Source organism: Streptomyces lavendofoliae, assembly GCF_014649735.1.
GTDB lineage: Bacteria > Actinomycetota > Actinomycetes > Streptomycetales > Streptomycetaceae > Streptomyces > Streptomyces lavendofoliae.
The window spans coordinates 280327-291290 of the sequence record NZ_BMTP01000001.1 but is presented as its reverse complement, the minus strand read 5'-3'; the positions used below and the strand labels follow the sequence as shown (position 1 = coordinate 291290).

General features: G+C 73.2%; 11 protein-coding genes. 4 read left to right on the top strand and 7 right to left on the bottom strand.

The window, feature by feature from the left end; translation table 11 throughout:
- Positions 1-31: 31 nt before the first annotated feature.
- From IE109_RS01365 to IE109_RS01355, 3 genes are all read right to left on the bottom strand, one after another.
- Positions 32-424 carry an SCO2097 family morphological protein gene (locus tag IE109_RS01365; RefSeq protein WP_189548530.1) on the bottom strand — a complete coding sequence of 131 codons (393 nt, stop codon included), beginning with the start codon at positions 422-424 and terminating at the stop codon, positions 32-34.
- Positions 425-687: 263 nt separating this feature from the next.
- A complete protein-coding gene (locus IE109_RS01360; RefSeq protein WP_189548529.1) occupies positions 688-1446 on the bottom strand; it encodes a methyltransferase in 759 nt (252 codons plus the stop codon).
- A gap of 66 nt (positions 1447-1512) precedes the next feature.
- Positions 1513-2001: an SAV_6107 family HEPN domain-containing protein gene (locus IE109_RS01355; RefSeq protein WP_229890425.1), complete on the bottom strand. Its 489-nt coding sequence runs from the start codon at positions 1999-2001 to the stop codon at positions 1513-1515.
- Positions 2002-2406: 405 nt separating this feature from the next.
- On the opposite strand from IE109_RS01355, the gene IE109_RS01350 reads away from it, so the two are divergent.
- The 4 genes from IE109_RS01350 to IE109_RS01335 all read left to right on the top strand — a co-directional run bounded on the left by IE109_RS01350 (position 2407) and on the right by IE109_RS01335 (position 7920).
- Positions 2407-3270, top strand: a complete 864-nt coding sequence (locus IE109_RS01350; RefSeq protein ID WP_189548829.1) for an ATP-binding cassette domain-containing protein — start codon at positions 2407-2409, stop codon at positions 3268-3270.
- The gene (locus tag IE109_RS01345) at positions 3242-5335 is read left to right on the top strand and encodes a YhgE/Pip family protein (protein WP_189548527.1); all 2094 of its coding nucleotides are present in this window, start codon (positions 3242-3244) and stop codon (positions 5333-5335) included. Before IE109_RS01350 ends, IE109_RS01345 begins: the two co-directional genes overlap by 29 nt.
- 11 nt (positions 5336-5346) lie before the next feature.
- Entirely contained in the window at positions 5347-5955 is a 609-nt protein-coding gene (locus IE109_RS01340; RefSeq protein ID WP_189548526.1) for a TetR/AcrR family transcriptional regulator, read from the top strand.
- A 450-nt stretch (positions 5956-6405) separates the two neighbouring features.
- Positions 6406-7920, top strand: coding sequence for a phytoene desaturase family protein (locus tag IE109_RS01335; RefSeq protein WP_189548525.1), 1515 nt, complete (start codon positions 6406-6408; stop codon positions 7918-7920).
- Here IE109_RS01335 and IE109_RS01330 read toward each other — a convergent pair.
- The 4 genes from IE109_RS01330 to IE109_RS01315 all read right to left on the bottom strand — a co-directional run bounded on the left by IE109_RS01330 (position 7914) and on the right by IE109_RS01315 (position 10957).
- Positions 7914-8720, bottom strand: a complete 807-nt coding sequence (locus IE109_RS01330) for a hypothetical protein (RefSeq protein ID WP_189548524.1) — start codon at positions 8718-8720, stop codon at positions 7914-7916. The two genes, IE109_RS01335 and IE109_RS01330, sit on opposite strands and share 7 nt — an antisense overlap.
- A gap of 51 nt (positions 8721-8771) precedes the next feature.
- The gene (gene metF / locus IE109_RS01325; protein ID WP_189548523.1) at positions 8772-9689 is read right to left on the bottom strand and encodes a methylenetetrahydrofolate reductase [NAD(P)H]; all 918 of its coding nucleotides are present in this window, start codon (positions 9687-9689) and stop codon (positions 8772-8774) included.
- A gap of 142 nt (positions 9690-9831) precedes the next feature.
- A complete protein-coding gene (gene thiE, locus IE109_RS01320) occupies positions 9832-10482 on the bottom strand; it encodes a thiamine phosphate synthase (RefSeq protein ID WP_189548522.1) in 651 nt (216 codons plus the stop codon).
- Positions 10483-10591: 109 nt separating this feature from the next.
- Positions 10592-10957 carry an Rv2175c family DNA-binding protein gene (locus IE109_RS01315; RefSeq protein ID WP_189548521.1) on the bottom strand — a complete coding sequence of 122 codons (366 nt, stop codon included), beginning with the start codon at positions 10955-10957 and terminating at the stop codon, positions 10592-10594.
- Positions 10958-10964: the final 7 nt, after the last annotated feature.

The following is a 10964-nucleotide window of genomic DNA, read 5'->3' as shown; positions in this document are numbered from 1 at the left end:
GAAGCTGTGGCGCGGCCTCGCGGCCGTGCGTTCAGTGGCCCTGTTCGTCGCGGCGGCGCTGCCACCGCTGCTCGATCCGGTTCATCACGGAGCGGCGCTGACGGGGCTGCCGGCCAGGGGCCGTGCCTCCCTCGACCTGCTGCTCACCCGGTTTCGGCGCCTTGCGCCATCCGGTGACCGCGAGGACCGCACAGCCGAGCATGACGAGGAATCCCACCACGCTGATCCAGATCTGCTGGGCGACCATTCCGGCCATGAGGAGCGCGATACCCACCAGGAAGCCTGCGACGGCCTGGTAGACCCGTCGCCGGGTGTGTGTACGCAGCCCGCTTCCCTCGAGCGCTGTCGCGAACTTGGGATCTTCGGCGTACAGCGCTCGCTCCATCTGCTCGAGCATTCGCTGCTCGTGCTCCGAGAGCGGCACGGAGTCCTCCTCGTCGTCGGTCGCTGGGGGCGACCGGTATGCGGCCCTTTCAGGATAGGCAGGGATTCGCCCCCGTGAAACCCGCCCTGTGCCTTTCACCGATCGGACCGCCATGCCGGTTCGGGTGGTGAGGCGTTGATTCCCCGTCCTCCGATCCGTCATGCCGGATGGTGTCCCTCGATCATACGGGGATCCTGGCGCCAACGGGGGGCCTGTGGCGTACTCCATCTGCGGCTGCACCGCTGATCAGCCCGCTGGTCGGCTCAGCCCCGCTTTTCGCCCAGCACGTGCAGCTGGGTGGCGACCGACCGGAAGGCGGGCAGCTCGGCCGCCGCCGCCTCCAGCTGGAGGAGTGCCTCCAGGGCTCCGGGCTCGGTGTCGACCAGCACGCCGGGGACGAGGTCGGCGAAGACCCGCACGCCGTGCACGGCGCCGACCTCGACGCCCGCCGCCTCGACGACCTCGGTCAGCTGCTCGGCCGTGAAGCGCCGCGGGACGGGGTCGCCCTCTCCCCAGCGGCCCGCCGGGTCGGTCAGCGCGCGCCGGGCCTCGGAGAAGTGCCCGGCGAGGGCCCTCGCGAGCACGGCGCCGCCGAGACCGGCCGCGAGGAGGCTGAGCGCGCCGGAGGGCCGCAGCGCCTCCACGGCGTTGCGCACGCCCTCGGCGGGGTCCTCCACGTACTCCAGGACGCCGTGGCACAGCACCGCGTCGTACCCGCCGCGGTCGACGACGTCGAACAGGCCGAGGATGTCGCCCTGGACTCCTTGCACCCGCTCGGCGACGCCGGCCTCGGCGGCGCGGCGCTCCAGCGCGAACAGCGCGTTGGGGCTCGGGTCGACGACGGTGACCCGGTGACCGAGCCGGGCGACGGGCACGGCGAAGTTCCCGCTGCCGCCGCCGGTGTCGAGGACGTCCAGGCTGTCCTTGCCGGTCGCCTTGACCCGGCGGTCGAGGGCGTCCTCGAGAACGTCCCACACCACGGCGGTACGAAGGGAGGCGCGGGGGCGCTGCGGGTCCGACACGGCAGTTGACTCCTCGGTGACGGTTACGAACGCTTCCCACCCTATGGCCTCACGGGCGGTGTCCGTTCACCCCGTGGCGCCGTCCCGGTCCGCCTCCCTCGCCCGGGGCTGCGGCAGCACCGGACGGGGCACCAACAGCCGCTCCACCAGGCCGAGGAACATGGTCACGTCACGGATGAGGTCGTCGGCGTCGCGGCCGGTCGCCGCACCCGGTATGCCGGCTTCGGCACGCGCCCGGCGGGCGGCCCCGGAGGCGAACAGGGCGCTCCACTCGGTCAGCTCGGGGGCCGTCTCGGGGAGCACCTCCCAGGCGCTGCGGATCTGCTGCCGCTTGCGCGGGGTGGATTCGGGCCGGCCCCGGGCGGCGAGCACGGCTGCCGCGGTCCGGAGGGCGGCGAGGTGGGCGGTGGCGTACCGCTCGTTGGGGGTTTCGAGGGTGGCCGCCTCTTCCAGGCCCGCGCGCGCCTGGTCGAGCAGGTCGAGGGCGGCGGGTGGCGCCGAGGAGCGACGCCGCACGGGGTGGATGTCGCTCGCCGCCGCGTGGCTACCGGCCATGACGAACCTCCTGTCGTCGTGTAACGGCACTGGGCCGTCTGGGTCCATCGTGCGGGCCCCCACTGACAGTTACCCCTGACCTGGCCTTTTGCCCGTGTCCAAGAAAACGCGTAACTTTTGCACTGACCGGTCAGTGCAAAGAAATGGGGGCTCGTGGACAGCCAGGACGACGACCTGGGAATCCCGGACGAGCGGGAAGCGGGTGCCGGGCCGTCCGGCGGCCCGGTCGGCGCCACGCCGAAGAGCGGGACGGCCGACGCGGGCGGTGCGGGCGACGCGGCCGACGCGGACCCTAGGGGCGGTGCGGCCGACGCCGGCGACGCGGACCGTACGGGCGGTGCGGCCGACGCCGGCGACGCGGACCGTACGGGCGGTGCGGAGAAGCCGGCCGGCGCCGGCGAGGAGCTGAGCGCTCGGGAGGGCCGGCGCCCTCCCGGGGCGGCGGTGGTCGCGGAGAACTTCGGCCTGAAGGGCCCGCGCGGCTGGGCGTTCCGCGGCGTGGCGGTGAACGCCCCGCCCGGCTCCCTGGTGACGATCGAGGGGCCTTCCGGTTCCGGCCGCACCTGCCTGCTGCTCGCCCTGACGGGGCGGATGCGCGCCGGCGAGGGGCACGCGGAGGTCGGCGGGCTGGCCCTGCCGCGCAAGATGGCGGCCGTACGGCGGATCAGCGCGCTGGGCCCGGTGCCCGGGGTCAGCGACCTCGACCCCGCGCTGACCGTCGCCGAGCACCTGCGGGAGCGGGCCCTGCTGCAGCGCCGGTTCGACGGCTCGCCGCTGGCCTTCCTGCGCCCACGCGCCGAACGCGCCGCGGCCTCCCGCGCCCGCGTGCGGGCCGCCCTCGACACGGCCGGTCTGGACCTGGAGACCCTCCCCAAGGCGGGCCGCACCTCCGTACGCGACCTGGAGCGGCTGGAGGCCCTGCGCCTGTCGATCGCCCTGGCCCTGATCGGCGAGCCGCGCCTGCTGGCCGTCGACGACACGGACCTCAAGCTGTCCGGCACCGACCGCGCCGAGGCATGGGCCCTGCTCCGGTCGATCGCCGGCCGTGGCACGACCGTCCTGGCCGTGTGCAGTGAGAGCCCCGGGGACACCCTCACCATCCGCACCACCGGCACGGCCGACGGCCCCGCCGCGGCCACCGACGCCGCCGACGGCCCCGTTGACCCCCGAGGCGCCACCACCGACGCCACCGCCACCGCCACCGCCACGACGAAGACCGACACCGAGAAGGGGGCGGCCGATGCGCTCGCCGAAACTGGCCGCGCTTGAGCTGAGGCGTTTCGGCAGGGGCAAGCTGCCGCGCGCCGCGCTCGTGGCGATCCTGCTGCTGCCGCTGCTGTACGGCGCCCTGTACCTGTGGTCCTTCTGGGATCCGTACGGCAGGCTCGAGAAGCTCCCCGTCGCGCTCGTCAACGAGGACAAGGGCGCCACCGCGGACGGCAAGAGGCTGGCCGCGGGCGACGAGCTCACCAAGAACCTCCGCGAGAGCAAGGTCTTCGACTGGCACGAGGTGAGCGACGCCGAGGCCCGCGAGGGCGTCGAGAACGGCACGTACTACCTGTCCCTGACCATGCCCGGCGACTTCAGCGAGCGCATAGCGTCCAGTTCGGGCGACGCGCCCGAGACCGGCGCCCTCCAGGTGCGTACCAACGACGCCAACAACTACATCGTCGGCCAGATATCCCGGACCGTGTTCGCCGAGGTCCGCACGGCCGCCTCGACGAAGTCGTCCCGCTCCTTCCTCGACAAGATCTTCATCAAGTTCTCCGACCTCCACGACGCCACCGAGAAGGCGGCCAAGGGGGCCGACGAGCTCAAGAACGGGACGGCCAAGGCCAAGAAGGGGTCCAAGGACCTCTCCGACGGCCTCACCGACGCCAAGAAGGGCAGCGGCGAACTCGCGGGCGGGCTGAAGAAGCTCGACTCGGGCGCGGCCGACCTGGAGACGGGCGCCCGGCAGGTCGCGAGCGGTACCCAGGTGCTGGCCGACAAGGTCAACGGCGTGGCCGCCGACGTCCGTCCGTACCTCAAGGACAACGGCAAGAAGATCGGCGACTCCGCCCGGCTGGTCTCGGACTTCTCCCAGGGCATGCGCAACAGCCTGGACCTCGTCGTGAAGAGCGGGCCCACGCTGCGGTCGGGCGCGCATGTGGCCGCCGACGAGTTGGCCGCCGTCCACAAGGAGGAGTGCGAGGACAAGCCCCTGCCCGACACCAAGCTGTGCCCCAAGGTGGAGCGGGCGAAGGTCGCGTCCGCCGACGTGGCGAAGATCGCCGATGACCTCGCCGTCCTGGCCGAGGACGCCAACGGCGACCTGAAGGCGCTGGACGCGCAGCTGAAGGACCTGCAGACCAAGGCGGACGCCCTCGCCAAGCGGGCGCCGAACCTCGACTCGGATCTCGCCTACGCCGTCGGCAAGATCAACGAACTGAACGCCGGCGCCCACAAGGTCGCCACCGGCGCGGACACCCTGCACACCGGTCTGTCCACCGCCAAGTCCGGCTCCACGGAGCTCGACAGCGGGGTCGGGCGGCTGAAGAAGGGCGCGGGCGAGCTGGACAGCGGCCTGTACAAGCTGGCCGGCGGCTCCACCGAGCTGGCCACCGGACTGAACGACGGCGTCGACAAGATCCCCGACTACGACAAGGACGCCCGCGACCACCGCACCGAGGTGATGGCCGACCCGGTCAAGCTCGCGTCCCAGTCCCTCCACAAGGCGCCCAATTACGGCACCGGCTTCGCCCCCTACTTCATCCCGCTGTCCCTGTGGGTGGGCGCCATGGTGGCGTACATGCTGATCCAGCCGCTCAACCGCCGCGCGCTCGCCGCCGGTGCCTCCGCGTGGCGCATCGCGCTGGCCGGCTGGCTGCCGGTGGCGGCGATCGGCGTGCTCCAGGTGGCCGCCCTGATGTCCGTCCTGCACTGGGCGCCGGGGCTGGGCCTGGAGATGGCCCGGCCGGCCGGGACGGTGGCGTTCCTGCTGCTGGTCACCTGCTGCTTCGCGGCGATCATCCAGTGGCTCAACGCCCGCTTCGGCGCGGCCGGACGGATCCTCGTCCTGGCCCTGCTGATGCTCCAGCTGACGTCGGCCGGCGGCACCTACCCCGTGCAGACCAGCCCCGGCTTCTTCAACGCCATCCACCCCTTCCTGCCCATGACGTACGTCGTCGAGGCCCTGCGCCGGCTCATCACCGGCGGCGGCCTCGAACCGGTCTGGCACGGCTGCGCCGTCCTGGCCGCCTTCACCGCCGGGGCGCTCGCCCTGACGGCCGTCTCCGCGCGCCGCAAGCAGGTGTGGTCCCTGGATCGCCTGCACCCGGAGCTGAGCCTGTGAGAATCGACGTCATGGACACCCGCAGCAGCAGACGGCAGGCCACCCGCACCAAGCTCTACGAGGCCGCTGTGACCCTCATCGCCGAGCAGGGCTTCTCGGCGACGACAGTGGACGAGATCGCCGAGCGCGCCGGGGTGGCCAAGGGCACGGTCTACTACAACTTCAAGAGCAAGACCGAGCTGTTCGAGGAACTGCTGCGGCACGGGGTCCGGCTGCTCACCGAGTCCCTGCGGACCGCCGCAGAGGAGACCGCCGCGCGGGGCGGCACCAGGGTCGAGGCACTGGACGCGATGATCCGCGCGGGCCTGGTCTTCATCGACCGCTACCCCGCCTTCACCCAGCTGTACGTGGCGGAGCTGTGGCGGACCAACCGGGCCTGGCAGTCGACGCTGCTGGTGGTGCGTCAGGAGGCCGTGGCCGTCGTGGAGACGGTGCTGCGGGAGGGGGTCGCGGGCGGCGAGCTCAGCGACGAGATCGACATCCCGCTGACCGCCGCCGCGCTGGTCGGCATGGTGCTGGTGGCGGCGCTGGACTGGCAGGCGTTCCAGCGGGAGCGCTCCATCGATGACGTCCACTCCGCCCTCTCCCGGCTGCTGCACGGGCGGGTCGGCGGCTGCTAGGCCGCGTGGGCGGGCCGCCTTCCGGGCCCCGGAACCGCCGGCAGCGAATCGCCGGCTGCCGGCTGCCGGCTGCCGCAATGCCGAACGCCGGTCCGGTGAGGCTCGATCCCCCCGAGCCTCACCGGACCGGCGTCGTCCCCCGTTCCCCCGTGTCCCCCGTCCCCCCGCGGGAAGGGGCCGGCCCCCGTGTTCCCCCGTCGGTCCCCGGCCCTCCCACGCTCCCCGTTCCGGCAGGTGCGCGGTGCCGGTTCCGCCGCCCCGTGTCGGCGGTTCCGGCCCCGCGCCCCTTCCGTGGTCCCCACTCTCCCGTCCGGAGCGGCCCGTGCCCATCCGCGTACCTACTCATCCGGCCGGCTAGGTACGGGTACTCAGACGTGTGTGTCCGGGCCCACGCGTGCGTGCGCCGCCCGCCCGGCGGGTGTGCCGGTGGCGCCGGATAAGGTCCCTGACATGGCACGGATTGTGGTGATCGGCGCGGGGATGGGCGCCATGGCGGCGGCGGCCCGGCTCGCGGTGGCGGGGCACCGGGTGACGGTGTACGAGCGGACGCGGACGTACGGCGGCGCGGTCGGCCGGCTGGAGCGCGACGGCTTCGCCTTCGACACCGGACCGGGGCTGCTGCACCTGCCCGCCGTCTACCGGGACCTGTTCGTGAAGACCGGCAAGGAGCCGCTGGAGCGGTGCGTCGGGCTGACCCAGGTCGACCCGGCGAGCCGCCACGTCTTCGCCGACGGTACGGCGGTGTCGCTGCCCAACGCCTCCCGGGCCGGCATCGTCTCGGCGCTGGACACGGCGCTCGGCGGAGGCGCGGGCGAGCGGTGGGGCGCGTTCCTCAACCGCGCCCGGGACGCCTGGGACCGCTCGCGCAGGCCGCTGCTGGAGGAGCCGCTGCCGGCCGACGTGCGGCCCTTCGCCCGCGACCCCTACCCGGCGCTCAGAACCGGTCTGCTGCGACGCCCCGCGGTGACGCTCGCCGACGTGGGCCGGCGCGAGCTGCGCGACCCCCGGCTGGCGGCCCTCCTGGAGAGCCACGCCCTGGCGTACGGCTTCGACCCGGCGACGGCGCCCGCTGCCGCCGCCGTGCTGCCCTACATGGAGCAGACGTTCGGCAGCTGGTACGTGAGCGGCGGCATCCGGGCGCTGGCGGACGCCGTGTACGAGCGGTGCCGGGCCCGGAAGGTCGAGTTCGTCTTCGGTACGGCGGTGACCGGCGTCCTGGTCGAGGACGGGCGGGCCGTGGGCGTCGAGCTGGACGACCGGGAGACGGTGGAGGCGGACCACGTGGTCGCGGGCGCCCCGCTGCCGGCGCTGTACCGAGAGCAGGTCCTGGAGTGGGAGAGCACGGACGAATGGCCGCGGCACCAGCAGGCCGTGCGGACCGGCCGGGTCACCGTGTGCCTGGCGCTGCGGGGCGCGCGCGAGGCCGGCGCCGTGCACCGGACGGTGGTGCACTCCACCGACCGGGAGGACGAGCTGGACTCCCTCGCGCGGGGGCGGCTGTCCGAGCGGCCGACGGTCGTGGTGCTGCGTCCGGACGACGAGCGGCTGCGACCCGACGGGGACCACGAGTCGGTGACGGTCACCGCGACCGTGGCGGCCGGCGGGGCGTGGGCGTCGGGGAACCTGTGGGGTGCGGCCGGGGGGCCGGCGGTGGAGGCGTTCGCCGACCGGATGGTGGAGGCCGCGGCGGCGGCCGTGCCCGGCCTGCGGGAGCGGCTGCTGTGGCGGGTGGTGCGGACCCCGGCCGACACGTTCCGCGAGACGGGGGTGTTCCAGGTGCCCGGGCCGGCGCTGGCGGGCGCGGGCGGCTCGTTGCTCCCCGCCGCGAATCCGGCCCCGCCGGGCGGCCTGTACTTCGCCGGGGGCTGGTCGCACCCGGGCGGCGGGCTGGCGCACGCCGGGATGTCCGGGGCCCTGGTCGCGGGGCTGATCGTGGAGGGCGCGGGCTTCCGCGGCTCTCAGTAGCGGTACGGGTCGGCCTGGCCCTGCCCCTGGTCGTAGCCGTGAGGCGGCTGCTGCGGTGCCTGGTACTCGCCGTCGCGCTGCTGCGGGACCCAGACACCGCCGGGCGGGGTGTCCGTGCCGTACTGGGACGCGTAGGGGTCGGCGTACTGCTGCTGGCCGCCGTAGTCATGGCCGTGGGGGTAGGGGGCCGTGCCGATGTACGGGTCGGAGTACGCGGCGTAGCTCTGCTCGCCCGTGGCGCCGTAGTCGTACGTGGCGGTGGCGTAGGTGCCGTGCTGGTCGTACTCGGTGCCGGGGTAGGTGCCGAAGCCGCCGTCGTACGAGGGCGCCGGGGCGGCGTGGGCCGGGGCCGGCTCGTCGTAGACGCCGTACTGCCCGGTGTCGTCCGGCAGCGGCTCGGGGGCGTAGACCGCGGACGTCCCGGCGGACGCCGGCTCCTCGTGCGGCTGCTCCTGCCTCTGCTCCTCGTAGGCCAGGTGCGAGACCTCCAGGGTCGGCCCCGCGGCAGCGGCGCCTCCGGCCCTGCGGCGGCGGCTGGCCCCGGGCCTGCCGCCGATCGCCCAGCCCGTGGAGAAGCCGCGCCGGAAGGACAGCGTGACGTAGGTCTGGCCGATCGCGAACGCGATGGCGCCCGCCGCGATCACCGGGACGGACGGCAGCAGCACGCCGAGGACCACACCGAGGAACCCGGCGAAGGCGAGCAGCCTCCAGCGCAGCCGGGCCTTGTACTGCAGGAGCACCTCACCGAGCAACCACAACGCCACGACACCGAATGCGATGTAGAGGACCGTCCAGCCCATGCCCGCCCCTCTCGTACGGCCCCCGCCCCGGGACGTGGCGGGTACGGCCGGTCAGGACTGCTCGTGCAGTCCGAGATTCTCGTAGATCTCGAGCGTCGCGGTGGAGTTGTTCAGCGTGATGAAGTGCAGTCCGGGCACACCCTCGGACAGCAGCCGCGCGCAGAACTCCGTCGCGTACTCGATGCCAATGGAGCGTACAGCGGCCGGATCGTCCTTGACGGCGAGGATGCGCTCTTTCAGCTCGGGCGGGAAGTGGGCGTTGCTGAGCTGGGCGAACCGCTCGATCTGCCGGACGCTGGTGACCGGCATGATCTCCGGGATGATCGGCGTCTCGCAGCCACGGGCGGCGACCCGGTCGCGCAGCCGCAGATAGTCCTCCGGGAGGAAGAACATCTGGGTGATCGCGTAGTCCGCGCCCGCCCGGCACTTGTCCACGAAGTGCCGTATGTCGGTGTCCCAGTCGGCGGAGCGCGGGTGCATCTCGGGGAAGGCGGCGACGCCGACGCAGAAGTCGCCGGACTCCTTGATCAGCCGGACCAGGTCGGCGGCGTACCGCACGCCCTGGGGGTGCGGGACCCACTCGCCCATCGGGTCGCCGGGCGGGTCGCCCCGGACGGCGAGGATGTTGCGGATGTCGGCGTCGGCGTACTGGCCGATCATGTTGCGCAGTTCGGCGACGGTGTGGTCGACGGCCGTGAGGTGCGCGACGGGGGTGAGCGTGGTGTCGGCCGCGATCTCCTGGGTGGCCTTGACCGTCCCGGCCCTCGTGGACCCGCCCGCCCCGTAGGTCACGGAGACGAAGCTGGGGGCCACCGCCTCGACCCGGCGCAGCGCGTTCCAGAGGTTCCGTTCGCCCTTCTCGGTTTTGGGCGCCCAGAACTCGAAGGAGTACGTCGTCTTGCCGGTCGCGAGCAGATCGCGCACCGTTCGTGAGCGATCTGTCCTGGTGGAAGGTGTGCCAAGGGCCATACGGGCAGGTTAGCCACGGGCCGGTCGTCACCCAACCGGAGCGGGGTGATTTGTCGCTTTTGCCGGGTTGTTGTCCACTCCTTGGACAGTCGTGGACAGTGTGAGCGGTGTGGGAGCCCCGGGGCGGAGCACCGCCGGACGACTAGGCGGAACGCTCGCGGACCCGCTTGGCCAGCGTGGCCGCCGCCTCCGCCGGGTCGTCCGCCTCGGTGATCGCCCGGACGACGACGATCCGGCGGGCGCCGGCGTCCAGCACCTCGTCCAGGTTGCCCGCGTCGATGCCGCCGATCGCGAACCACGGCCGCCGCTGCTCCAGCGACGCCGCGTACCGCACGAGGCCGAGGCCGGGGGCGTACCGCCCCGGCTTGGTGGGTGTCGGCCAGCACGGGCCCGTGCAGAAGTAGTCCACGCCCGGCTCGGCGACCGCCGCGTCCACCTCCGCCTCCGCGTGCGTGGAGCGGCCGATCAGCACCTCGTCGCCCAGGAGGGCGCGGGCGGCCGGGACGGGCAGGTCGCCCTGGCCGAGGTGCAGCACGTCGGAACCGATGGCGTGCGCCACGTCGGCCCGGTCGTTCACGGCCAGCAGCGTGCCGTGCCGCCGGCAGGCGTCGGCGAACACCGCCAAATGCTCCAGCTCCTCGCCGGCCTCCATGCCCTTGTCCCGCAGCTGGACGACGTCGACGCCGGAGGCGAGCACCGCGTCGAGGAACTCCGGCAGGTCGCCCTGCCGCTTGCGGGCGTCCGTGCAGAGGTAGAGCCGGGCGTCGGCCAGCCGGCCGCGTGCGCTGGACATGAGGTGTTCCCCCCGTTGGTGCGGTGGTGTCCGGACCGGGCGGACCCCGGCCCGGACACCACCTGATGTCGGTGTTCCGCCCGGCGTGCCCGCCGGGCCCACCAGGACGTCAGACGGCGAGCGCCTGGGCGCGGCGCTTCACCTCCGTGCCGCGATTCTCGCTGAGCGCCTGCACGGGCGTGCCCGGCAGGGTCGGGTCGGGGGTGAAGAGCCACTCGAGCATCTCTTCGTCGGTGAAGCCGTCGTCCTTCAGGAGCGTCAGGGTCCCGGAGAGGCCCTTCACCACCTTGCCGTCCTTGATGAAGGCGGCCGGCACCTGGAGCGTCCTGTTCTCGCCGCGGCGCACGGCGATCAGCTGGCCCTCCTTGACCAGCTGCCGCACACGCGTCACCTCGACATCGAGCATTTCCGCGATGTCGGGCAGGTGAAGCCAGGCGGGGACGAGAGCATCGATCTTTGCGTCAATCTCGGTCACGGCACTA

Coding starts and splice junctions, on each gene's coding strand:
- IE109_RS01355 (WP_229890425.1), bottom strand. CDS start 2,001: ATGGCCGGTAGCCACGCGGCGGCGAGCGACATCCACCCCGTGCGGCGT.
- IE109_RS01345 (WP_189548527.1), top strand. CDS start 3,242: ATGCGCTCGCCGAAACTGGCCGCGCTTGAGCTGAGGCGTTTCGGCAGG.
- IE109_RS01340 (WP_189548526.1), top strand. CDS start 5,347: ATGGACACCCGCAGCAGCAGACGGCAGGCCACCCGCACCAAGCTCTAC.
- IE109_RS01335 (WP_189548525.1), top strand. CDS start 6,406: ATGGCACGGATTGTGGTGATCGGCGCGGGGATGGGCGCCATGGCGGCG.
- IE109_RS01330 (WP_189548524.1), bottom strand. CDS start 8,720: ATGGGCTGGACGGTCCTCTACATCGCATTCGGTGTCGTGGCGTTGTGG.
- metF (WP_189548523.1), bottom strand. CDS start 9,689: ATGGCCCTTGGCACACCTTCCACCAGGACAGATCGCTCACGAACGGTG.
- thiE (WP_189548522.1), bottom strand. CDS start 10,482: ATGTCCAGCGCACGCGGCCGGCTGGCCGACGCCCGGCTCTACCTCTGC.